This is a genomic window from Actinoplanes sp. NPDC051861 (assembly GCF_040681145.1).
Classification (GTDB): Bacteria; Actinomycetota; Actinomycetes; order Mycobacteriales; family Micromonosporaceae; genus Actinoplanes.
Genome location: NZ_JBFAYE010000013.1, coordinates 191,265 through 215,103, shown reverse-complemented (window position 1 = coordinate 215,103; position 23,839 = coordinate 191,265). Strand labels below are relative to the sequence as shown.

At 70.4% G+C, this 23,839-nt stretch carries 19 protein-coding genes; 11 read left to right on the top strand and 8 right to left on the bottom strand.

Going from position 1 to position 23,839, the window contains the following annotated elements; translation table 11 throughout:
* Positions 1–13 precede the first annotated feature (13 nt).
* The gene (locus tag AB0M02_RS29660; protein WP_364232617.1) at positions 14–1,372 is read right to left on the bottom strand and encodes an acyltransferase; all 1,359 of its coding nucleotides are present in this window, start codon (positions 1,370–1,372) and stop codon (positions 14–16) included.
* 300 nt (positions 1,373–1,672) lie between these two features.
* On the opposite strand from AB0M02_RS29660, the gene AB0M02_RS29655 reads away from it, so the two are divergent.
* The 6 genes from AB0M02_RS29655 to AB0M02_RS29630 all read left to right on the top strand — a co-directional run bounded on the left by AB0M02_RS29655 (position 1,673) and on the right by AB0M02_RS29630 (position 7,722).
* A complete protein-coding gene (locus AB0M02_RS29655) occupies positions 1,673–2,449 on the top strand; it encodes a CAP domain-containing protein (RefSeq protein WP_364232614.1) in 777 nt (258 codons plus the stop codon).
* Between the two features lie 194 nt (positions 2,450–2,643).
* Positions 2,644–3,366 (top strand): L,D-transpeptidase family protein, encoded by a 723-nt coding sequence (locus AB0M02_RS29650; RefSeq protein ID WP_364232758.1) that lies wholly within the window; start codon positions 2,644–2,646, stop codon positions 3,364–3,366.
* Between the two features lie 66 nt (positions 3,367–3,432).
* On the top strand, positions 3,433–4,764 hold the full coding sequence (locus AB0M02_RS29645; RefSeq protein WP_364232612.1) for an HlyD family efflux transporter periplasmic adaptor subunit: 1,332 nt from the start codon (positions 3,433–3,435) through the stop codon (positions 4,762–4,764).
* On the top strand, positions 4,761–5,435 hold the full coding sequence (locus tag AB0M02_RS29640; protein ID WP_364232610.1) for an ABC transporter ATP-binding protein: 675 nt from the start codon (positions 4,761–4,763) through the stop codon (positions 5,433–5,435). Before AB0M02_RS29645 ends, AB0M02_RS29640 begins: the two co-directional genes overlap by 4 nt.
* Positions 5,436–5,445: 10 nt before the next feature.
* On the top strand, positions 5,446–6,630 hold the full coding sequence (locus AB0M02_RS29635; protein ID WP_364232608.1) for an ABC transporter permease: 1,185 nt from the start codon (positions 5,446–5,448) through the stop codon (positions 6,628–6,630).
* A 66-nt stretch (positions 6,631–6,696) separates the two neighbouring features.
* A complete protein-coding gene (locus AB0M02_RS29630) occupies positions 6,697–7,722 on the top strand; it encodes a GGDEF domain-containing protein (RefSeq protein WP_364232606.1) in 1,026 nt (341 codons plus the stop codon).
* Here the strand turns inward: AB0M02_RS29630 and AB0M02_RS29625 are convergent.
* The 7 genes from AB0M02_RS29625 to AB0M02_RS29595 all read right to left on the bottom strand — a co-directional run bounded on the left by AB0M02_RS29625 (position 7,715) and on the right by AB0M02_RS29595 (position 16,690).
* Complete coding sequence (locus tag AB0M02_RS29625; RefSeq protein WP_364232604.1) at positions 7,715–8,773, bottom strand: tetratricopeptide repeat protein; 1,059 nt, start codon at positions 8,771–8,773, stop codon at positions 7,715–7,717. The genes AB0M02_RS29630 and AB0M02_RS29625 overlap by 8 nt on opposite strands.
* A gap of 1,877 nt (positions 8,774–10,650) precedes the next feature.
* The gene (locus tag AB0M02_RS29620) at positions 10,651–10,869 is read right to left on the bottom strand and encodes a hypothetical protein (RefSeq protein ID WP_364232602.1); all 219 of its coding nucleotides are present in this window, start codon (positions 10,867–10,869) and stop codon (positions 10,651–10,653) included.
* Between the two features lie 2,127 nt (positions 10,870–12,996).
* The gene (locus AB0M02_RS29615) at positions 12,997–13,173 is read right to left on the bottom strand and encodes a hypothetical protein (protein ID WP_364232600.1); all 177 of its coding nucleotides are present in this window, start codon (positions 13,171–13,173) and stop codon (positions 12,997–12,999) included.
* A gap of 3 nt (positions 13,174–13,176) precedes the next feature.
* Positions 13,177–13,599 (bottom strand): hypothetical protein, encoded by a 423-nt coding sequence (locus tag AB0M02_RS29610; protein ID WP_364232598.1) that lies wholly within the window; start codon positions 13,597–13,599, stop codon positions 13,177–13,179.
* A 415-nt stretch (positions 13,600–14,014) separates the two neighbouring features.
* Positions 14,015–14,944: a pirin family protein gene (locus tag AB0M02_RS29605; protein ID WP_364232597.1), complete on the bottom strand. Its 930-nt coding sequence runs from the start codon at positions 14,942–14,944 to the stop codon at positions 14,015–14,017.
* Positions 14,941–15,360, bottom strand: coding sequence for a TIGR03618 family F420-dependent PPOX class oxidoreductase (locus tag AB0M02_RS29600; RefSeq protein WP_364232595.1), 420 nt, complete (start codon positions 15,358–15,360; stop codon positions 14,941–14,943). Before AB0M02_RS29600 ends, AB0M02_RS29605 begins: the two co-directional genes overlap by 4 nt.
* Positions 15,361–15,415: 55 nt before the next feature.
* Positions 15,416–16,690, bottom strand: coding sequence for a DUF2252 domain-containing protein (locus AB0M02_RS29595; RefSeq protein ID WP_364232592.1), 1,275 nt, complete (start codon positions 16,688–16,690; stop codon positions 15,416–15,418).
* Between the two features lie 290 nt (positions 16,691–16,980).
* Between AB0M02_RS29595 and AB0M02_RS29590 the strand changes: the two genes are divergently transcribed.
* The 5 genes from AB0M02_RS29590 (at position 16,981) to mmsB (ending at position 23,779) form a co-directional block, all read left to right on the top strand.
* Positions 16,981–17,964, top strand: coding sequence for a LacI family DNA-binding transcriptional regulator (locus AB0M02_RS29590; protein WP_364232756.1), 984 nt, complete (start codon positions 16,981–16,983; stop codon positions 17,962–17,964).
* Positions 17,965–18,287: 323 nt separating this feature from the next.
* Positions 18,288–19,769 (top strand): L-arabinose isomerase, encoded by a 1,482-nt coding sequence (araA, locus tag AB0M02_RS29585; protein ID WP_364232591.1) that lies wholly within the window; start codon positions 18,288–18,290, stop codon positions 19,767–19,769.
* 26 nt (positions 19,770–19,795) lie between these two features.
* Positions 19,796–20,923, top strand: a complete 1,128-nt coding sequence (gene chvE, locus AB0M02_RS29580; RefSeq protein WP_364232589.1) for a multiple monosaccharide ABC transporter substrate-binding protein — start codon at positions 19,796–19,798, stop codon at positions 20,921–20,923.
* 70 nt (positions 20,924–20,993) lie between these two features.
* A complete protein-coding gene (gene mmsA, locus AB0M02_RS29575) occupies positions 20,994–22,529 on the top strand; it encodes a multiple monosaccharide ABC transporter ATP-binding protein (RefSeq protein ID WP_364232588.1) in 1,536 nt (511 codons plus the stop codon).
* Positions 22,526–23,779 (top strand): multiple monosaccharide ABC transporter permease, encoded by a 1,254-nt coding sequence (gene mmsB / locus AB0M02_RS29570; RefSeq protein ID WP_364232586.1) that lies wholly within the window; start codon positions 22,526–22,528, stop codon positions 23,777–23,779. Before mmsA ends, mmsB begins: the two co-directional genes overlap by 4 nt.
* Positions 23,780–23,839 lie beyond the last annotated feature (60 nt).

The window sequence follows — 23,839 nt, the reverse complement described above, 5'->3', positions numbered from 1 at the left end:
GGAACCAGCCTGCTCAGGAGTGGTCTCGGGGACCGGGGAAGCGGGTCGGCGCCGTCGTGTCGGGGTGGTGCGGTGGCCGGTGCTGCCCGGGCGGGCGGGCGTCGCCGGCCCGCGCGCCACGGCTCGGGTGGCCGGGTGCGGGGCGGCCGGCCACCGGCATGTCGGCGGGGGCGAACGACGCCGTCCTCGCGTCCTCGGGGGAGCCCTGGTCCGGAACGTGCGCGGTGAAGACCGGGTTGACCGGCGAGCCGTCCCGGGCGACCTCCGGCCAGCCGGCCGGCACCGGCCCGGCCGGTGCCGGTGCGTCCCGCACGGGCCGGGCGGGTGCCCCGGTGGACGGCCAGAGCCGGGGGCGGCGGTTGGCGGCCAGGTCCTCGGCCCAGCCGAAGAGCACGACCGCGACACCGGTCAGGACGAACGTGACCGCGAGCGTCACCGGCATCTCTGCGCGGCCCAGGTCGTCGAGGGCCAGGTAGGTGAGCACCGGCCAGAGCGCGGCGATGGCCAGGTTGTGCCACAGGTAGACGGTGACCGCGCGGGCGTTGAGCAGGGTGACCGCCCGGTCCAGCAGCCGGAACCGGGAAAGCCAGGCCATGTCCGGCTGGAAGCGGAGCACCACCAGCACGAACGCGAGCGACCAGAGCGCCTGCGACTCGGAGACGTCGTTCAGGTCCCAGGGATCCGCGCCCTGATGGCCGCGCTGCCAGTACAGCGCCAGCCCGCCGAGCGCGGCGGCGATGGCGAGCACGGCGCCGGGGCTGAGCCGGCCCAGCCTGCCGTCGCGGTGGGTGAACCCGGCGATCCAGCAAGCGCCGTACGTGACCAGGTCCCAGAGGACCACGTCGGCGGTCTCCGGCAGCTCGAAGCCGGTCTTGTCGAGCAGCACGATCGCCCCGATCGGCGCGATGACCAGCAGCCAGCCGGCCCCGGCCATCCGCCGGTACAGGAACCAGAGCACGGGGGAGAGCAGGACGAACCAGACGTACGCCCGGATGTACCAGAGCGGCTCCCAGGCGTCGATGCCCGTCTCGCTGCCCGGCGGATCGCTCAGCGGCAGGACCCAGAAGACCAGCTGCCACGGCGTGAACGGGTGCGTGCCGTCCTGTTCGCGGGCCCAGCCCAGGCCGATCATCGCGGGTACCGCGAGGACGCCGAGCAGCCAGAGCGGTGGCAGGACGCGGCGCAGCCGGGAGGTGACCACCTGACCCGCCGCGCGCCTGCTCAGCGATGCCGCCGTCAGCGAACCGGCGAGCGCGAACATGACACCCATGGCCGGGAACACGATCGACAGCCAGGGCCAGCCGAAGAGGTGATAGACGATCACCCGGACGATGGCGGCGGCACGAAGCAGGTCCAGGTATCGATTACGCACCGCGAAACCGTAGCGATGGGGAACATGCCGCGGGGACCGCCGCCAGGACCGCAGAGAGGGCCTGAGCGGGTTACCCCGGTCGGGGGAAGAAACGCGGTTCGCGGTGCGATTGTGCGACGCGTGTGTCTCGCTCCACGTCGAATCGGCGCAGCTCAGCGCGTACCCATGAAGGTTTTTCTGGAAAAGGGTGACCGAACGCGGCCCGGCGGCGAAGTGACCGGCCCGGATCCGCACCGTTGGTCAACTGACGAGAGCGCCGTGGAAGGGCCGCGGCGCGTGGATCGACGGGAAAGACCGGGTATGCGGAAACCTCTGGTTGTGCTCTGTGCGGCTGCCGCGGCGCTTGCCGCGGGTGGTGTCGCCGCCAACGCGCTCGCGCAGGAGACGCCGAGCTCTTCCGAAATAGTCGACTTCTCCTATTATGAGGGGGAAGAGGACCTCCTCGGCCCGTTCCCGGAGATTCCGGAGCCGGTTGCTCAACGGCCAAGGATCGTCAGGACCCCGTCGGAAGAGCCCACGACGCCGCCGCCCGTGGTCGTGGAGAAGCCCCGGCCGCGTGCGGAGCCACAACTGCGGGTCCGGCAGGCACCCGGCTTCGCGCGGCCCGCCGCCGTCGCTGCCCCGGCGGCCGACCCCCTCGCCGCCGCCCGCACCGCGGTCACCACGGCCTCGATCTCCGCCAGCCCCGCCGCGCCGGTGCAGCAGCAGGTCCTGGCCCTGGTCAACCGCAACCGCCGCGACCACGGCTGCGGCACGATCGCGGTGGACCGGCGGCTGATCGACGCGGCCAACCGGCACGCGGCGGACATGGCCCGGCGCGGCTACTTCGACCACGAGGACCCGCGCGGTGACCGGGCCGGCAGCCGGGTCGCGCGGGCCGGTTACGACTGGAAGCGCTACGGCGAGAACATCGCCCGTGGCCAGAACACCCCCTACGAGGTGGTGACCGACTGGATGAACAGCCCCGAGCACCGGGAGAACATCCTCGACTGCCGCCTCGACGAGATGGGTGTCGGGCTCGCCTTCGACGACGATGACACTCCGTACTGGGTTCAGGACTTCGCTACGCCGCGTTGATCATGAACTGACTCCCCGGAGCGGTTTTCGCCTCAAGCACACGACTGGGATGCCGATGGCATCCCAGTTTCATGTCAGCGTCCTTCCCGCCACGTCACAGGTGGGGCCGCTGTGCTTCGATGTGCGGACACCACTCCTGGGGAGGATGTGATTTGTCAGTGAGACGGGTTACCGCCCGGCTCACCGGCGCCGTGTTGTCGGTGTTGGTGGGCGGCGGTCTCGGGGCGTTCGCGCTGTCACCGGCCGGCGCCGGTGCCGCGGTGCGCAGTGCTCCGGTGACCGCCTCTGTGGCCACCACCGTGGTCACCAAGGCGGCTGCCGCGTCGTGCGCGACCGGCAAGTACCAGAAGCAGGTCGAGGGTTACCTCAAACAACTGGGCGGATACGGGACGGTTACGGTCGACGGCAAACAGTCCGCCGCCGACTGCGCCGCGATCGTGAAGTTCCAGAAGCGGTTCGGCATCTCGCCGGCCAAGGGCCTGGCGGGCCCGACGACCTACGACGTCGCCAAGCGTTTGGCGTCGACGAAGACGGCGGCCTGCAAGGCGAAGAAGAGCGGCGTCACCTTCTGCGTCAACCTGACGCTGCAGACCACCTGGGTGATGAAGAACGGCAAGGTGCTGGTCAAGCCGACGGTCACGCGGACCGGTTACAAGGGTTACCGGACCCCGGCGGGCACCTTCAAGATCAACAAGCGGACGAAGAAGGAGTGGTCCGACCCGTACGAGGTGTGGCTGCCGTACTGGCAGCGCTTCATCGGCGGGCGCGGTTTCCACCAGACCACCACCTACCTCCACGACAAGTGGCGGGGTTCGCACGGTTGCGTCAACCTGCTCGCGCAGGATGCGAAGAAGTACTACAGCATCGGCAAGATCGGCATGACGGTGAAGGTCATCGGGCGCCGGCCCGGAACCTGATGTGACAGGCCGCTCCCGCGACGCGGGGGCGGCCTGTTCGTTTCCGACCGGCATAGAGTGACCTCTGTGTCTCACCCCCGTTCCCGGACCGCGATCGTCGCCGCCGGTCTCGTGGTGCTGTTTCCCATGACGGCGGCCTCCTGCGACGACGAGGACTCCGGGGTCCGCCTCGGCACGGCGACGGTCGGCTCGGTCGACGAGATCGTGGAGGCGCCCGGCTCGGTGACCGCCCGGACCGCGGCGACGATGACAGCGCCCGCCTCCGGCACGCTCACCGACCTCCTCGTCGGTCCCGGTGACAGGGTCGCCAAGGGCGACGTGCTGGCGGTCATCCACTCTCCCGAGCTCGAGCGCCGCCGCGACTCGGCGCAGGAGGCCCTCGACCAGGCGCCCTCGGGCGGTGGCGGTGCGCCTCCCGGCGCGGAGGGTTTCACCCTGGTCCGGCAGCGCACCGACGATCAGGCGACCGAGGCGTTCGACGAGGCGCAGAAGGCGGTCGACCAGATCGCCGACCCCGCGGTCAAGGAGGCGCTGCGGCGTCAGCTGGACGCGGCCAGGGTGCAATATGCGGCGGCGTCCGCGGCTGCCGGAGCCGCGGTGCGATCGGTGCAACGCGGCGTGGCGTCACTCGGCCAGGCGGTCGGCGCACTCTCCGAGGCGCAAAGGCTTCAGGCACAGCAAGCGTACGAGCTTGCCGACGCGGCCGTCGACGCGCTGACCCTTCGAGCGCCGGTCGCCGGGGTTGTGCAGCTGGGTGGTTCCTCGGGCGCCACGTCCACCGGCTCGCTCTCCGATCTGCTCGGTGGCTCTGCTCCTTCCGGGCAAATACCGCAAGGCGGTGTCGACTCCGCAATTCCGGAGGGCGGTTACGTCGCTGCGGGCACCCCGGTCGTCACCGTTGTCGACACCAGTCATCTCGGGCTGGCCGCTGAAGTGGACGAGACTGACATTCTTCTTGTATCGACTGGCGTGAAGGCGACCGTGGAACTCGACGCCGCACCCGGCGCCAGCTATCCGGCCACCGTCCGCGCCGCCGACCTGCTGCCGACCACCTCGGCCCGGGGCGGCATCTCCTACAAGGTGCGGCTCGACCTGGGTGAGGGCACGTTTCCGGAGAGCGGTGAGGCGGCACCCCGGCCCCGGCCCGGGATGAGCGCGGTGATCCGGCTCAGCGTGCGGCAGGCCGCGGACGCGGTCACCGTCCCGGCGTCGGCCGTGGTCAGCAGGGGCGGCCAGGACACCGTCTGGGTGGTCCGGGACGGCCGCTACCAGGCCGCCGGCGTGACCCTGGGCGTACAGGGCGAGGACACCGTGCAGGTGGTCTCCGGTGTCGCCGCGGGGCAGCAGATCGTCGTCGGCGGCGCGGACCGGGTCGAGGCCGGCGCCGAGGCACGATGAGCGTCCCCGCGATCGTCGCGACCGGCGTGTCGAGGACGTACGACCTGGACGGGCTCACCGTGCCCGCGCTGCGCGGCGTCTCGCTCACCGTGGAGCCCGGCGACTACGTGGCGGTGGTCGGCACCTCGGGTTCCGGCAAGTCGACGCTCATGCACCTGCTCGGCGGGCTGGACCGCCCGACCGGCGGCACACTGCTGATCGGCGGCCGGGACGTGGCGCGGCTCAGCCCCAACGAACTCGCCGAACTCCGCAACACCACGATCGGATTCGTCTTCCAGTCCTTCCACCTGCTCGCCCGGACCACGGCACGGGACAACGTCGGGCTGCCGCTGGTGTACCGCGGGGCCGGCCGCCGCGAACGCCGCGAGCGGGCCACCGCGATGCTGGAACGGGTGGGGCTGTCGCATCGCATGGACCACCGGCCCAACCAGCTCTCCGGTGGCGAGCAGCAGCGGGTGGCGATCGCGCGTGCCCTGGTGACCGGGCCGTCGGTGCTGCTCGCCGACGAACCCACCGGGAACCTGGACTCGGCCACCGGGCAGGCTGTGCTCGCGCTGCTGGAGTCCCTGAACGCCGACGGTGTCGCGGTCGTCCTGGTCACCCATGACAAGGATGTGGCGGCGCGGGCGCGCCGTCAGATCGTCATGAAGGACGGTTTGATCGTGTCATGAGGCCTGCATCGTGAGATTCGCTGAAGCCTGGCGGGTCGCCCTCGACGCGCTGCGCGCCAACCGGCTGCGCAGCATCCTCACCATGCTCGGCGTGGTCATCGGGGTGGCCGCGGTGGTCGCCCTCGTCGCCATCGGCACCGGCACCAAGGAGCAGATCGAACGGCAGGTCGAGGGCCTCGGCTCCAACCTGCTGATCGTCGTTCCCGGCCGCCTGACCGCGGGCGCGGCGCCGACTTCGTCGCCGCTGACGCTGGACGACGTGGACGCGGTCACGCGGGTGGTCGGCGACCGGACGCGCGTCGCGGTCACGATCAGTTCGGGAGAGACGGTACGTGCCGGAGCACGCTCGGGTTTCGCCAGCATGCAGGGGGTGCTCGAGACGACACCGGACGTCTTCGTGCGGCGGCTGGACCGGGGCGCGTACCTGACCCGCACCGACGTGAGCACCGGCCGGCGCGTCGCGGTCCTCGGCGCGGGGCTGGCCGGCACGCTCTTCGGCGAACGGGACCCGATCGGCCGGCAGATCACCATCGGTGGTGTCCGGTTCCGGGTGATCGGGACGTTCGAGAAGCTCGGGCAGAGCCTCGGGGTGGACCGGGACGGGGAGGTGCACGTACCGGTCACCGCCGCGCAGCGCCTGCTCGGCACCGAGCGCATCGACGGGCTGGCCATCCGCGCGCCCGACCGCGACGAGATCGACCGTCTCGGCGCCGACGTGGTCGCGACCCTCACCGAGCGCCACCCGGACACCGACTTCAGCGCGGTCACCCAGGAGCAGATCCTCGGGGTGCTCGGCGACATCCTGGGCGTACTGACCGGGGTCCTGGCCGCCATCGCCGGGATCAGCCTGCTCGTCGGCGGCGTCGGCGTCTCCAACATCATGCTCGTCTCGGTACGCGAACGCACCAGGGAGATCGGCCTGCGCAAGGCGGTCGGAGCGCGACACCGCGACATAGGCCTGCAATTCCTGCTCGAAGCGGTTTTGCTGACCACCACCGGGGGAGTACTCGGCATGGTGCTCGGCGGAACAGCCGCGCTGCTGGTGGACCGGCTCAGCCCGGTGCCGGCCGCACTCACGTGGTGGTCGATGGCGCTCGCCTTCGGCGTGTCCGCGGCGGTCGGCATCATCTTCGGCGTGGTACCGGCGCAACGGGCCGGACGACTCGACCCGGTGGTCGCGCTGCGCACCGAGTAGTCCCAACCGCTCAGGTGTTCGCGCGCGGTACCGAAATAGGTGTGGCGAACCAGGAGGAGAAGAACGTTGCGGCTCCGGATACGCGACCCGCACGGCGCTGCCCGTGCCGTCGCCTACCTGATGCTCGTCGCCGCCGTGTACCTCCTCGTCACCGGCGTCCTGCTCAAGCTCGGCGATCCGGTCGTCGAACTGGCCGCCCTCGGCGTGGTCTCCGTCGCCTTCCTCCTGGTCGGCCTGATCTGCCTGCGCACACCGGAGAAACTGCCGCGGCTGTTCTGGCTGTCCGTGCCGTTCGTGTCCGCCGGCGTGGTGACCGGCCTGAACCTGGCCACCCGGGACACCAGCACCGGGGCCCAGCTCTTCTATCTGTGGCCGCTGCTCTACGCCGCCTCGTTCCTCAGCCGTGTGATGATCTCCGCCACGGTCGCCGCCATCTCCGCCGGCCACGCGCTGCTCGCCTTCTCGTTCATGGACGGCCTGCACGCCTTCAACGACTGGAGCGCCCTCACCGTGGCCATGTCGATGGTCGCGTTCGTGGTGGCCGCACTGGTCGAGCGCAACGACCGCCTCCGCGACGTCCTCGAGGTCCAGGCCACCCAGGACGCGCTGACCGGCGCCGCGAACCGCCGCGCCTTCGACGACCGCCTGGCCGGCACCGCCGACGAAGCCGCGCACGGCGGCCGCCCGCTGGCCCTCGTCATGATCGACGTCGACCACTTCAAGAGCATCAACGACACCTGGGGCCATGCCACCGGCGACCGTGCGCTGCGAACGGTCGCCGAAGCCCTCCGCGACTCCGCCTCCGGCAACGACCACCTGGTGGCCCGCCTCGGCGGCGACGAGTTCGCGGTGCTGCTGCGCGCCGGGCCGTACGAGGCCATCCGCTACGCCGAACAGGCCCGCACCCTCGTCGAGGCAGCGCGTGACCTGCCGTGCGGCCCGCCTCGCCTGAGCATCGGCGTGGCGGTCGTCCCGGACCACGCGACCGGCGCCGAGGATCTCCAGCGGGTTGCTGACGCCGCCCTCTACCGGGCCAAGGCGGGCGGCCGGGGCCGCAGCGTCCTGGCCGGCGACGCGGTCGCGCTCAACTGAGCCGCTGCCGGGGCTGCACCACAGGTTGTTCGGCGGTCGCCTCGTCGAGAGCGCCCGGCTCACCCTCGTCGGTGGCCCGCTCACTGAGCAGCCCCAGGATCTCCGCGGCCTTCCGCGGATACGGCCCCCACCCGTCGCGCAGCACGTGGATGTAGACCGACTCGAGACAGACCCCGATCCGCTCCGCCAGGTCGGTGTCCTCCGGCGAACCCAGCCGGATCGCCCGCGCGAAGTGGTCCAGCGCCTCCATGTGCCGCCCCTGGTCGAAGCAGCTGCGCCCGGCGTTCTCGTGCACCACGCTACGCACCGCGGGAGACACCTCCGCATCGACCGCCCGCTGGAAGAGCCGATCGGCCTCCAGGAAGTCCCCGCGGAGCCGCAGCACATGCGCCAGCTCCGCCTGCGCGATTACCATCGACTGCAGATCGTGCGCCGACTCCGCGTGAGCCAGCGCCAGCCGGCTCGCCGCCGCGGCCATCCCGAGCTCACCGAGCAGCCGGTAGACCTCCGCCCGCACACTCAGCAACCCGGCCCTGACGATGTTGTCGGCCTCATCCGCGAGCGGCCCGTCGAGCCGCTCCCCGAGAGCCCGCAACGCGTCCCGGTCATCCACGACCTCACGCAGCGTGGCCCCGTCCAGCCGCCACCGGATGGCGGACAGATCCGCCGCCGTCAGCGGCAGATGCGGCGCCAGCTCCGGCCCGGCCGGCGGCTCGTCCTCACCCTGCTCCGCCTGTTTTTGTTGCTCTTCGCCCTGTTCTGTACCACTTTGGTGGGCATCGTCCGGCTGCGCCGCATCCTGTTGGGCCGCGCCTTCCCGCATCTCAGCCGGCGCCGGTGCCGCGTGCGCAGGTTCGTCCTCGACCGGCCCGTCCTCGACCGGCCCGTCCGCAGCCTGCGTCGGCTCAGCGTCCTCCGGCTCCGGATTCTTGCTGGCGAACCAGCCCCGCCCCAGAGCCGTATCCGTGTACCGCCGAGGCTCCTGATCCGGCCCCGACAACGCCAGCTTCGCGATCGGCCGCAGGTTGTGCCAGGTTCCGTCCGCATCCATGTAGGGCGCGTCGTCCCGCTGCTCACTCCGAGCGGAGCTGTCCTCGGCCGGGGCACCGGGCCGGGGCGTCTCCCACGGACTGCGAACCGCCTCGGCCTGCTGGCTCTCACCATCCGCCTGCTGACCACCGCGATGCTGCCCAGGCTGCGACGGCGGCCGCTGCCCCGGCGTCAGAATCGACCGGGCACCCGCCCGGGCCCCCGCACCGCTGGTAGGAGCGACACTAGCCCCCGCGGCACTTGCCCCCTCCGCGGTCTTGACACTCTCGGAGCCCGCCGGCGCGTCCTGCCCGCTCCCGGCCCCTCCAACCGGCCCCATCGCACCGGGCGAAACCGTCGCACCGGGCGAAACGGGCGCGCTGGGCGGAACCATCCCGCCGGCCGGAACCATCCCTCGCTGATCCGGCACGCTCGGCGGAGTAGGCGCCGCCCAGGCGTGCTCCACACCCGCTCCAGGCTGCCCACCGGAAGTCTGCGGGGCACTCTGCCCCATCGCCGCCTGCTGCTCGTTCCAGACAGACTCGGCATGCCGAACACTCGAAGACCCACCCGAAACCGGCCGCACCACCACCGGCGGAGGCCCAGCCCAAGCACCTTGCGCCGAACCGGCCGCACCAGGCCCGCTCGGCCCTTGCGGCCCGGCAGTCCCCGGTCCCTGCGGCGCAACGGCCGCCGGTCCCTGCGGCCCGACCGCAACCGGGCCCTGCGGCCCAGCGGCTCCCGGGCCCTGCGGCCCAGCGGCTCCCGGGCCCTGCGGCCCAGCGGCTCCCGGGCCCTGCGGCCCAGCGGCTCCCGGACCCTGCGGCCCAGCGGCTCCCGGACCCTGTGGCCCGACCGCAACCGGGCCCTGCGGCGCGACAGCGGCCGCACCCTGCACTCCGCCCGGAACCGCACGCTGCGTCTCACCCGCGGCCGGCTGCTCCTCACGACGCGGAGCCGGCGGCCAAGCGCTCTCCGGCTGCGCCACCGGAACCGGCCGCCCCGCACCCTGCTCCGGCGTACCCGCGGGAGGCCAAGCCGCAGCCGGCGAGACCGGCCGCATCCCAGCAGGCGGCTGCGCGTTGTCATCCGGAACCATCGCCCACGGCCCGTCCCCCTCGGACAGGAACACGTGCGCAGTCCGAGGCGTCCGCCGCGAACGCTGCTGCGGAACGTCAGCCCCACTCCGCCCGGCCTCACCCGAATACGGAATCGCCCCGGATTCCGAAGGCGCCGGCATCGTGGGCCGCCCAGCAGCCCCGCCCGAATACGGAATCGTCCCCGACTCCGAAGGCGCCGGCATCGTAGGCCGCCCAGCACCCCCACCCGCATACCCGGCAGCCTGCGGGGGAGCCGCATACCCGGCAGGCGACTGCGGCCGCGCGTCAGCAACCGCCGGTCCCTGCCCCGCCGCATATCCCGCGGGCGACTGAGGCCGAATCTCCCGAGACCCCGTCCCAGGCTCGACCGGCCGCCCATCCCGCGCAGCCTCAGCCGGCACCTGTGCCGCAGCCGCAGCCGCCCCTGTCACCCGAGCAGGCGGCACCGGCGAAGGCGCCGCGACAACACGCGGCGTGACCGGTGGGTCAGCCTTGATCACGCGAGGTTGCGGCGGCGGAGCAGACCGGCTCACCACCTTCGGGGGTACGGGAGGATCAGCCCGCCGAACAACCCGTGGCCCCTCACCCGCCCCCGAAGCCGAACCACCACTACGCCCGTCCCCGGCCCCCTCAACCACCGGAGCCTCAACCCCAGCCACGGGCCGCCCATCAGCCCCGACAACGGGTCGTCCATCGGCCCCGACAACGGGTCGTCCGTCGGCCCCGACAACCGGCCGTCCGTCGGCCCCAACCGCGGGTCGTCCGTCGGCCCCGACAACAGGGCGTCCGTCCGTGCCAACTACGGGTCGTCCGTCGGCCGCGACAACCGGCCGTCCGTCCGCACCAATGACTGGCCGTCCGCCGGCCCCGACAACGGGTCGTCCGTCGGCTCCGACAGCCGGGCGTCCGTCCGCGCCGACGATCGGCCGTCCGTCTGCGCCAACCGCGGGTCGTCCTTCGGCACCGACGACTGGTCGTCCGTCCGCGCCGACAACCGGGCGTCCGTCCGCACCGACAACTGGGCGTCCGTCCGCACCGACAGCCGCGCGGCCCTCCACAACCGCCCGGCCCTCCGCGGCCACAGGCGCCCGCCCGGCGCGTTCCTCCGCAACCGGCCGTAGTTCCCGCTCCGTGGAGCCGTCCTCCGGCACCCGCCCGGCGCGCTCCTCCGAGCCCACCGGCGGCACCTGCGGCCGCTCCTCCACGCTCGCCCGGCCGGCGACACGCTTGTCCCGGACGTCACCCTGGTCGCGATCCCGGTCCACCGCACCGGAACGCCGCGCCAGATCCTGCTCGCCCTCCCGGCGAACCCGCTCGTCCTCCCAGGCGCGGGCGGCCACCTCCCGTCCCGCGCCGCGCTGGTCGCGTTCCGGGTCCGGGAATCCGCGGCCGTCCTCCCGATAGGGGTCGTAGAACTCGCCGGGCACCTGCGCACGCGCCGCCACCGAACGGTCGTCACGACGCGGCCGGCGTCCGCCCGGCGGCCGGATCGGGCCGAAGTCCTCGTCCTCCCGGGCCGGGCCACGGCCGCGGGCGGCACGGTCGTCGTCGTATCTCGCGTACGTCTCGCTCTGATCCTCGGCGAAGGCAGGTCCTCGGCGCGCGTCGCGGCCCCGGCGGCGGTCCTGGCTCGCGCCCCACCGCTCGCCCGGCTCCTCCCAGTATTCATCCGAACGCAGCTCGATGGTCCGCCCGCTCGGCGGCACGCGGCGGTCGTCATCGTCCCAGTCGTCCTGGCGCGCCGCAGCCGGTCGCCGCTCGTCCCGGCGCACGTCCTCGCGGCGCGGATCCTGGTCCCTGCGTGGGTCGGCGTCGCGGCGTGTGGACCGGCGGTCGTCCTCCCGGCGCTCCGCCGGGCGCCGGCCGCGCTGATCCTCGTCCCACCGGCCGTCGTGGAGATCCTCGCGCCGTGCCGCGTCGTCCCGGTAGCGCTGCGAGTCGTACCGGGAGGACCGCCCGTCACCGCGCCGTGACCCGGAGCTGCGCCGCAGGTCGGGGCGGGCCGCCGGGTCGACGATCGGGAAGTCGGGTTTGTCGAAGTCGACGCCGAGTTCGGGGCGGTTGAAGTCGATGTCGTCGAAGTCGTCGCCGGCCAGGTTCTCGACCGACGTGTCGATCGGCACGAAGTCGGGGTCGTCCAGCCAGCTGGGTCGCTGCGAGTCGAAGGCGGTGGCCTTGCGCCGGCGGACCGTATCGGACTCGGGCTCGCCGCCGCGGCGGCGCGTGGGTATCACGGGGTCCGGGGCGGTACGCCGCTCGAAGTGCTTCTCCTGCACCACGGCGTGCTGAGGCATGAACGAGTACTCGCTGTACTCGTCGTCCCAGTACTCGTCGTCCTCGAAGCTCATGAGGCGGCCCCGAACCGGCTGGGGGTGTACCCACTGCCCCGTCGCCGCATCCGTACCACCATCCTCACCCCTGCTTCCACCTCGAGCACCGGTGCCCGCCCCTCGCGCTCCCGATCGATCCCTGCCACCTGGTGGATGTGGAAGGTTAATCACGGATTTGCGCCCTGCGCCACCGCCCTGCGGAGCCCTGCCGTCGAGCTTGCGGGATGCCCGCCAGCCCCGACCCTCCCGGCGCCGCAGCCCGCCGACAGTGGTCGATCACCCCGGTATACGTCCGGCGGGTGTCCCCGGTTCAATGCCGTACGCAGTGACAATGCCGGGGATCCGACAGCACCGGGCAGGGTGCCGGGCGGGGCCGTGCGATCAACGAGAGTCGTTCGACCCAGGTGACGGGCCGGATGCCGACTTAAGAACGTTTTAAGCTTCTCTTCAGGAACCTGACAACTAGCGAGTGACCCTGAACGTGTGACGCCCGGGCGTGTCGAAGGCCACTGCGGGGAAAAACGGATCATGGGGTGAACGTCTGTCACGTTTGTTGTGCGCCCCGGTTCCACATACCGGGAACGCCCCGGATCCACGGACCCACGAACTCCCCGGCACGCGGCCGCCGCCCCCCAGTACCAGCGGCCGCACGCGCCCGAGACGATCCGCGGGGGACGACGCCCCCGATGATCCACCGCGGACGGCAGTTTGTGGCGCGGAGCCGGGACGAGGGACGGCGGCGGGATGCACCTCCCGCCGCCGTTCATCTCGCCCGGAACGCGGAGGCCGGAGAACGGCCGTGGACGAACGAACCATCACGCGCCGCCCGGTGCGGTGGCCGACGCCCACCCGGCTGCCTGCTTGGAGTGCGGTGCCTGCTTGGAGTGCGGTGCCTGCTTGGAGTGCGGTGCCTGCTTGGAGTGCGGTGCCCGCTTGGAGTGCGGTGCCCGCTTGGAGTGCGGTGCCAACACGCCTCGCGGAGGCCGGCGCATGGGTCAGAGGCGGCCGTCGAGCGTGAAGTGGCCGACTCGGCGGGGGAGGACCAGGCCCTGCTCCGCCACGGCCGTGAGAAGTGCCGACAGTTCGGTCCGGGTCAGTGACGCCGCCTGTGCCCGATCCGGATGCGGCACGCCGAGTGCGGCCGCCGCCTCGATCGCCCGTGATCCGATCGCCGCCTCCACGGCCCACACCCGATGGGCGCACATGGCCGAATGCGCGGACACCGTCAGCTCCCCGTGCAGGCGCAGCAGCCGCCGCAGGTCAGCCGCCAGCTTCTCGATGGGCGGCCCGAGCGGCTGAAGCTCCGCCCGCCGCCGGGCTCGCCGCTCCCGCGCGACCGCCACCCAGCGGGGCCCCAGCCCGGCCACGGCAACGACCGCCACCGGCAGGGCAGCGATGAGCAGGACACGAAAACTCACGGCGCGCTCCTCAGCACGGAGTGCGTGGTTACCTTCCCCGACCTTCCGCCCCGGCCCTACGAACCGTCAACACAGTTTGTGCGACCCGCGAAAGCCGCACCCGTCGTGGTCCCTCCACCGTGGCCATAGCAGCCACCCAGCTCAGCCGGCACAAGTTTTCGGCATTTTCGATCACCCGGCTGACGGCAGCGGCGGTTACCCGGCCGAGTGCGAGGGACACTGGACAGGCGGAGCGCGAGAGGGGCCGGACAGGGCCAAAGAGGGGGGCAGAGCCAGGCGCGGCAGCGCACGGAGGGGCAGCGCAGGGCGCGGCGGAGCACGGAGGGCAGAGCAAGGAGAGCAGCGCAGGGGGCGGGCGGCGCGCAGAGCGCTTTTCGGGTGGGGCTTGGGGAGGGCGAGCGCGTTCGGCGTACCCCTAGAAGGTTTTGCCCTGTCTGTCGCGGGCCCGGAGCCGGACTGAAGGCAGCTCGGGTGCGGGCAACGGGGGTGCTGAGCAACCGGCGACGGTGCCGAAGCGCGACCCGCCCAGCTCGGCCATCCAGTCTGATCGCGCCGCGACGATCTCCTCGTGGCTGCGGCCGACGAAGTTCCACCACATGACCAGGGGTTCGTCGAAGGGTTCGCCGCCGAGGAGGAACAGGCGTGCGGGGCCGGCTGTCTCGACCGTGACCGAGGTGCGGCCGCGGGCCAGATAGAGGAGGGAGCCGGGTTCGAGGGGACTGCCGGCCACGGTGGCGGAGCCGGACATGACGAGGAGGCCGTGTTCGAAGGTGGGTTCGAGGTCGAGGGAGTAGCGGGAGGGGGCGGCGGTCCGGAGCTCGGCGCCTACGAGGGGAGTGTGGACGGTTGCGGGGGAGCGGAGGTCGGCCAGGGACCCGGCGACCACGGTGATGGTCACGGTGCCGTCGGCGAGGGCGGGCAGGATCGGGTGGTGTTCGAAGGTGGCGGGGCCGTGGCGGGCCGCGTCGGGGAGGGCGAGCCAGAGCTGGAGGCCGTGCATGCCCGGTGGGTGGTCGGGCGGGGTGAACTCGGAGTGGGCGATGCCGTTGCCGGACGTCATCAGGTTGAGCTGACCGGGGGAGATCAGTTGGTGGCTGCCGAGGCTGTCGCGGTGTTCGATGACGCCCTCGGCCAGCCAGGTGACGGTCTGCAGGCCGGTGTGCGGGTGCGGCGGGATCTGCATGCCGGGGCGACTGCTGACGTCGTCGGGTCCGAAGTGGTCGACGAAGCACCAGGCGCCGACCATGCGGCGTTCCTTCTGGGGGAGTAGCCGGCGGACCGTGGTCCACCGTCCCAGCGGTACGTCGTGGCCGGGGAGCAGGACGCTGTCGGCGATCTGCGTCATGCCGGTGACTCTATGTCGGTGAGGAGTGCGGCGGAGCCCAGTACACGGGTGATCGAGACCTCGATGGCGACGCGGGACGGGTTGGGGCGGGGAGTGCGGTAGCGCTCGGCGTAACGGCGCACGGCCTCGGCGACCGGTTCCGGTTCGTCGCGGACCGTGGCGACGCCCTCGATCGTGCTCCAGCGGCGGCCGTCGACCTGGCAGATCGCCACCCGCCGGTGCCCGCGGATGTGCCGGACGTGTGCGGAGGAGACGGAGGAGATCACCCGGGCCAGGGCGGAACCCGGGTCGAGGGTGGCGCCGACCGCGACCACGTGCGGGGAGCCGTCGGCGCGCAGTGTGGTGAAGGTGCACAGGTGACGCTCGGTCCAGAACTCGAGCAGCGCCGGTGACGTGATCGGGATCGGGCCGCTCACGCTGCCTCCATTGAAAGGTCGCCGCGGCGCACGGCTGAGGTGAGCGGGATCGGGTTCATGCTGCCTCCGTTGAGAGGTCGCCGCGGTGGACGGCGCGTTGCAGGGCGGCGTGGTCGCTTTCGACCTGGTCGGCGTAGGCGCGGGCGAATCGGCACAGCGACTCGTCCAGTTTGTCGCCGCTGCCCACGTAGCCGGCGATCATCGACGCTCCGCTGGTGCGGGCGTGCGACTTGGCGAGCAGGTATCCGCAGATGCCGGCGTAGTCCGCGAGTGCGCCCGCGTTGATGTCCTCGACGAGGATCGCGCCCTTCATGTCGCGGAACTGGCGTACGTAGAACTGGTGCTCGCCGAGCGTCGTCCAGCCCAGGAGCGGGTCGCTCACCGTCTGCAGGGCCTGCTGGTACTCGACGACCCGCTGGCCCTGGTGGCGGTGCCAGGCGAGGTCGCCGTGCTGATGCCGGGCGATCACCGAGCGGCGCGCCTGCTTGAGCTGGAGGAACACGACGTCGTCGCTGCTGCTGCCCTCGCACAGGGCTACGTAGGCTCGCAGCCCGACCGACCCGACGCCGACCACCTTGTGGGCCACGTCGACGATCCGGTAGCCGCCGAGGATCCGCGACCAGTGCGGCTTGAGCGTGTTCAGGTAGCCGTCCAGTGCCGCGAACAGGCGCTCCCGCTCCTCGTGCGGCAGGCGGGTGATCAGCGGCGGTTCCTCGACGAGGCGGGCGGTTCCGTCGTGACGTTCGGTGAACCGGGGCAGGGCGCGGTCGCTCGTACGGCGCCGTGCCCGCCGGGCCGCCCGTTCGATCTCGTCGCGGAAGCTGGCCTTGCTCGCCGCCGACCGCATCGCCTCCACGTCGAGCTGGTCGAACGAGCGCGCGAGCAGCGGCTGCTCGGCCAGGAACGCGATCTGTTCCCGGTACTGCTCGACGCAGTGCTGCACCGCGTCCCAGCACGCGCTCTCCCGGAACCCGTTCTGCCGTCCCGCCACGTGCACGCTCACGACGAGGCGGCGCAGGTCCCACTCCCACGGCCCGGGGTGCGCCTCGTCGAAGTCGTTGAGGTCGAAGACCAGTTCCCGTTCCGGCGAGGCGTAGAAGCCGAAGTTGCCGAGGTGGGCGTCGCCGCAGATCACCGGTGTGATGCCGGTGTGCGGGAGCCCGGCGAAGTCGTCGGCCATGATGCCGGCCGAGCCGCGGAGGAACGCGTACGGCGAGGCGACCATCCGGCCGATCCGGACCGGAATGAGGTGTTCGAGGCGGCCGATGTGCGAGTCGACCACCTGGCTGACCGGATCGGCGCGATGAGCAGGGGGTTTCCAGTGGGCCATGTCGGAACGGGGGGACCGCTCGCGCAACGATCGACCGATCTCGTACCGTTGCGCCCGGGGGGCGGCGGCGCGGCGCAGCGAGGTGAACCCCTCGTCGTCTACGCTGCCGAAAACGGGGCGGTCGCCGGTTGTTGGTGACGCTTCCATCGGGCCTGAGCGTACGTGTTCGCCGGTACCGCCCGTACAGGGCTTCTGGAATGCACGCTGTTATCGATAACATTCCGGAAACGCTTCAGAATTTACGGACCGGACGAGGTGCGCACGTGGACAAGGTAACCCGTAGCCCGGCGATGACCGATGTCGCCAGGCTGGCCGGTGTTTCGCACCAGACGGTCTCGCGCGTCCTCAACGACCATCCTAACGTCAAGGAGCAGACCCGCATCCGGGTCCGTGCCGCGATCGCCGAGCTCAACTACCGGCCCAACCGCGCGGCCCGAGCACTCGTCACCGGGCGTTCCCAGCTGATCGGGGTCGTCGCGCGGAACAGCACGCTCTACGGCCCGGCGTCGATGCTGACCGAGTTCGAGCAGGCCGCGGCGGACGCCGGTTTCGCCGTGAGCGTCGGCAGCGTCCGCGAACTCGACCGTTCCTCGATCGGTTCGGTCGTGGACCGGCATCTGGATCAGCGGGTCGCCGGTCTGGTCGTCATCGCGAACACCGCCTCGGCCATGGAGGCCCTCGCCGAGATCCCGGGCGACATGCCGGTGGTCTTCATCGACGGGGACCCGGCGAGCGGCCGCCCGGTGGTGACCGTGGACCAGGTGGCCGGCGCCCGGGCGGCGACCCGGCATCTGCTGGACGCCGGGCACCGGACGGTCTGGCACGTCTCCGGCCCCACCGACTGGTTCGACTCGGCCGGCCGTATCCAGGGCTGGCGGCAGACCCTCGAGGAGGCGGGCGCCGAGGTGCCACCCCTGCTCTCCGCCGACTGGTCCGCGGCGGAGGGTTACCGGGCCGGTCAGATGCTCGCGCGGATGCCCGAGGTGACGGCGATCTTCACGGCCAACGACCACCTCGCGCTGGGCATTCTGCGTGCTCTGTACGAACGTGACCGCCGCGTGCCCCATGACGTGAGCGTGGTCGGATTCGACGACGTGCCCGAAGCGGCCTATTTCATCCCGCCGCTGACCACCGTCCGGCAGGCCTTCGGCGACGTGGCCCGGGCCGCGTTGTCCCTGCTCCTGGGCCAGATGCGCGAGGACTTCACCACCGCCGACCACATCGTCGTGCCGCCTCACCTGATCGAACGGGCGAGCGTCGGCCGTCCGGCCTGATCCGTCCCGCGACAGCACTCCGGGGGTTGCCCCCATGTGAATTTCCGTGGGGTTTAGTGTTCACTCGTGAGTGAACAGGTTGACCGGCGCGACCAGTGGCGAGTTAAAGAGCCGTTACCGCGTTGTTGCCGACGGCCGTTGACAGGGCATTTGTTAGCGATAACACTGAGCCGCACCCTGCCGGTGACCCCGACGGAGGTAACCCCCATGAGCGACGAGATCGTCCGGGCGATGTTCGAAAGCGACAGCCGCCCATCGGACGTAAGATCGTAAAAGGGAAGAAACGCCTGCTCACGGGCTGTTCACGAACAAAGGAAAACCCGATGAAACCGCAGATCTGGTTCCTGACCGGAAGCCAGCATCTCTACGGCCCGGAGACCCTGGACCAGGTCGCCGCGCAGTCCGCCGAGATCCAGCGGACCCTGGCCGGGGGTGGTTTGCACGCCGAGATCGTCGGCAAGCCGGTTCTGACCGACTCGGGCGCGATCAAGCGGCTCATGCTGGAGGCGAACGCCGACGACGCCTGCATCGGCGTCGTCGCCTGGATGCACACGTTCTCGCCGGCCAAGATGTGGATCGGTGGGCTGGACGCGCTGCGCAAGCCGCTGCTGCACCTGCACACCCAGCACAACCTGTCGCTGCCGTGGGAGTCCATCGACATGGACTTCATGAACCTGAACCAGGCGGCGCACGGCGACCGGGAGTTCGGCTTCATCCAGGCCCGTCTGGGTGTCCCGCGCAAGGTGGTCGCCGGGCACGCCTCGGACCCGCAGGTCGTCGCGCGGGTCGATGCCTGGGTGCGCGCCGCCGCGGGCCTGCAGCACATGCGCGGGCTCCGGCTGGCACGGTTCGGCGACAACATGCGGGACGTGGCCGTCACCGAGGGTGACAAGGTCGAGGCCGAGCTGCGGTTCGGGGTGTCGGTCAACACGTACGGTGTCAATGATCTTGTAAAGATCGTCGATGACGTCACCGAAGCTGAAATCGACAAGCTGATCAGCGAATACGCCGATATTTATGAAATATCGGACGAGCTGCGCGGCAGCACCGACTCCTTCCGCTACGCGGCGCGGATCGAGGCGGGACTGCGCACCTTCCTCGCGGAGGGCGACTTCGGCGCGTTCACCACGAACTTCGAGGACCTCGGCGGACTGCGCCAGCTCCCCGGACTGGCAGTGCAGCGCCTGATGGCCGACGGCTACGGCTTCGGCGGCGAGGGCGACTGGAAGACTTCGGTCCTTGTCGCCACAGTCAAGGCGATGGGTGCCGGAACGGGGCGAGGCACCTCATTCATGGAGGATTACACCTACCACTTCGGTCCGGGTGAGCCTAAGATCCTCGGCGCACACATGCTGGAGGTCTGCCCCTCCATCGCGTCGGCCCGCCCGCGGGCCGAGATCCACCCGCTGGGTATCGGCGGTCGTGAGGATCCGGTTCGCCTGGTCTTCGACGCCGCGCCCGGTCCCGCCGTGGTCATGGGGATGGCCGACATGGGTGACCGGTTCCGCCTGGTGGCCAACGAGATCGAGGTGATTCCGCCGGACCAGCCGCTTCCCAAACTGCCGGTGGCCCGCGCGGTCTGGAAGCCGGCCCCCTCGCTCTCCACGTCCGCGGAGTGCTGGATCACCGCCGGCGGGCCGCACCACACGGTCCTCACCCAGGCGGTCAACGCGGAAACTTTGCGCGATTTCGCCGAAATGGCGCAAACCGAGCTTCTAATGATCGATAGCCGCACGACCCCGGCCGACTTCGCCGACCGGGTGCGCTGGAACCAGGCGTACTACCGTCTGGCCCGGCCTCTGTAATACCGCTCTCAAAGAGGAGAAACCACGTGAAATACCCCCGCCTCGCAGCGGCATTGACCGCAGCATCGCTGGTCGCGACGATGGCCGCCTGCGGTTCGTCGGAGAAGACCACGGACCAGGAGGCCGCCAGCGGCGACAATGCCGGCGCGCTGGTCGGCATCACCATGCCGACCCGTTCGTCGGAGCGCTGGATCCACGACGGCGACAACCTCAAGTCGCAGCTCGAGGGCCTCGGCTACAAGGTGGACCTCCAGTACGCCGAGAACGACATCCCGACGCAGACCCAGCAGCTGGACAACCAGATCACCAAGGGTGCCAAGCTGCTGATCATCGCGTCGATCGACGGCACCGCGATCACCACCCAGCTGGAGAACGCCGCCGCGAACAAGATCCCGGTCATCGCGTACGACCGGCTGATCCGCAACAGCCCGAACGTGGACTACTACGCCACCTTCGACAACTTCAAGGTCGGCGTGCAGCAGGCCACCTCGCTGCTGACCGGCCTCAAGGTCGTCAACGCCGACGGCAGCGACGCCGGCGCCAAGGGCCCGCTGAACATCGAGCTGTTCGCCGGTTCGCCGGACGACAACAACGCGACCTTCTTCTTCAACGGCGCGATGAGCATCCTGCAGCCGTACATCGACAAGGGCACGATCGTCGTCAAGAGCGGTCAGAAGGACTTCAAGACGGTCGCCACCCTGCGCTGGGACCCGGCCACCGCGCAGAAGCGCATGGAGAACCTGCTGACCTCCACCTACAAGGGGAACGTCAAGGTCGACGGCGTGCTCTCGCCGTACGACGGCATCTCGATCGGTATCCTCTCCGCTCTCAAGTCGAGCGGTTACGGCACCGGCTCGAACCCGTACCCGACCGTGACCGGCCAGGACGCCGAGCTCGCCTCCGTCAAGTCGATCATCGCGGGTGAGCAGTACTCCACCATCTACAAGGACACCCGCCAGCTGGCGAAGACCACCGGTGAGATGGCGGACGCCGTGCTCAAGGGCAGCACCCCGACCACCAACAACACCAAGGACTACGACAACGGCAACAAGGTCGTCCCGTCCATGCTGCTGGAGTCGGTCATCGTCGACAAGAGCAACTACCAGAAGGAACTCGTCGACGGCGGTTACTACACCGCGGACCAGCTGAAGTAATCCGGGCTCCGCGTCCCGCCCGGCCCCAGCGGGCGGGGCGCGGCCTCCAACGGCCCATAGGAGGGTCTGCATGACCGACACGATCCTGCGGATGAGCGGCATCACCAAGACGTTCCCGGGCGTCAAGGCGCTGCAGGACGTCAACCTGGACGTGCGCCGAGGAGAGATCCACTCCATCTGCGGCGAGAACGGGGCCGGCAAGTCGACCCTGATGAAGGTGCTGTCCGGGGTGTACCCGCACGGCACCTACGACGGTGACATCGAGTTCGAGGGCGAAGCCTGCCAGTTCTCCGGTATCCGCGACAGTGAGCACCGCGGCATCGTCATCATCCACCAGGAGCTGGCGCTCGCGCACAATCTTTCCATCGCCGAGAACATCTTTCTCGGCAACGAGCAGGCCAAGCGTGGCTGGATCGACTGGAACAAGACCAACCACCTGGCCGACGAGCTCCTGCGCCGGGTCGGCCTGACGGAGAGCTCGGTGACCCCGGTCGTCGAGCTCGGTGTCGGTAAGCAGCAGCTGGTCGAGATCGCCAAGGCCCTCTCCAAGAAGGTCAAGCTGCTGATCCTCGACGAGCCCACCGCAGCCCTGAACGACGAGGACTCCGAGCACCTGCTCGGCCTGCTGCGCGGTCTGCGTGACGAGGGCATCACCTGCGTGATCATCTCGCACAAGCTGAACGAGGTCATGAGCATCTCGGACCGCGTGACGATCCTGCGCGACGGCAAGACTATCTGGACCGAGGAGACCGCCGACCTCAGCGAGGACAAGATCATCTCGGGCATGGTCGGCCGCGACCTGGAGCACCGGTACCCGGAGCACGAGCCGACCATCGGCGAGGAGGCGCTGCGGATCGAGGACTGGACCGTCTACAGCCCCTCGCAGCCCGACCGCGCCCTGGTCCGCAAGGCCAACATGGTCCTGCGCCGCGGCGAGATCGTGGGCCTGGCCGGCCTGATGGGCGCCGGCCGCACCGAGCTGGCGATGAGCGTCTTCGGCCGCTCGTACGGGGTGAACATCTCCGGCCGCCTGATCAAGGACGGCAAGCAGATCCAGGCACGGACCGTGCGGGAGGCCATCGATCACGGCATCGCGTACGCGACCGAGGACCGCAAGCGTTACGGCCTCAACCTGATCGAGGACATCAAGCGCAACGTGTCGGCCGCCGCGCTCGGCAAGCTCGCCAAGGGCGGCTGGGTCGACGGCAACGAGGAGCACAAGGTCGCCGACGAGTTCCGCGCCAGCATGAACATCAAGGCGCCGAGCGTCGAGGCGATCACCGGCAAGCTCTCCGGCGGCAACCAGCAGAAGGTCGTACTGTCGAAGTGGATCTTCACGGATCCGGACGTGCTGATCCTGGACGAGCCGACGCGGGGTATCGACGTCGGTGCCAAGTACGAGATCTACACGATCATCAACCGCCTCGCCGACGAGGGCAAGGCGATCCTGGTCATCTCCTCCGAGCTGCCCGAACTGCTCGGCATCTGCGACCGTATCTACACGCTCTCGGCCGGCCGGATCACCGGTGAGGTCCCGCGTGCGGAGGCGACGCAGGAGAGCCTGATGACCCTCATGACGAAGGAAGAACAGGAGGTAGCGCCGTGACGGTCGCACCCACCAACGCCGATCTGAGCGTGGGCGGCACGGGGCCGTCCGCGCCGAAGCCCGGCAAGGCCGGATTCACCATGGGCTTCAACCTGAAGCAGAGCGGCATCTACATCGCGTTCGCGCTGATCGTCCTGCTGTTCACGGTGCTGACGGGCGGCGACATGCTCCAGCCGCAGAACATCAGCAACATCATCGTCCAGAACTCGTACATCCTGGTTCTGGCGATCGGCATGATCCTGATCATCATCGCCGGCCACATCGACCTGTCGGTCGGCTCGGTGGTCGCCGCGTGTGGCGCGTTCTCCGCGGTCATGATGGTCAACTGGGACCTGCCCTGGCCGATCGCGGTCGTCGCCACGCTGCTGTTCGGTGCGCTGATCGGTGCCTGGCAGGGCTACTGGGTCGCGTACTTCGGCATTCCCGCCTTCATCGTGACCCTGGCCGGCATGCTGCTGTTCCGCGCGATCACCCTGATGATCCTGGGCAACCAGGGCATCGGCCCGTTCCCGGAGGAGATCCGCACCCTCGCGAACGGCTTCACCAACGGCTTCCTGGGCAACGTCGGTCTCGGCCCGCTGGGCGGCGCCGACCTGTTCAGCATCATCGTCGGCGTGCTCGTCGTGGTGGGCATGGCGTTCGTGCAGCTGCGCGCCCGCGCCGGCCGGATCCGCTACCACCAGGCCGTCGACCCGATGTGGCTGTTCGTCCTGAAGATCGCCGTACCGGCCGTCCTGGTCCTGTTCGTGATCGTGCAGCTGGCCCGCTTCCGTAACCTGCCCTGGGTGCTCGTGCTCCTGGCGCTGCTGGTGGTCGGCTACACCGTGGTCACCAACCGGGCCGTCTTCGGCCGCCAGATCTACGCCGTCGGCGGCAACCTGCAGGCCGCGACGCTCTCCGGCGTCAAGGTCAAGTCGGTCGTCTTCTGGCTGTTCGTCAACATGGGTGTGCTGGCCGCGCTCGCCGGCCTGATCTTCGCGGGCCGCCTCAACCAGGCGAACCCGACCGCCGGCAACTCGTTCGAACTCGACGCCATCGCCGCGGCGTTCATCGGCGGTGCCGCGGTGCAGGGCGGCGTCGGCAAGGTCGTCGGTGCCATCACCGGTGGTCTGATCATGGGTGTCATCAACAACGGCATGAGCCTCATCGGTGCGCAGAGCGAGGAGGTCATGCTCGTCAAGGGCGCCGTCCTGCTCGCCGCGGTCGCCTTCGACGTCTGGTCGAAGCGCCGCACGGCCGCCGCACGCTGATGTGACACGTCGCTGAGACGAGTCGTCCCGGTCCAGGGCCTTGGCGGGACGGCACTGAAC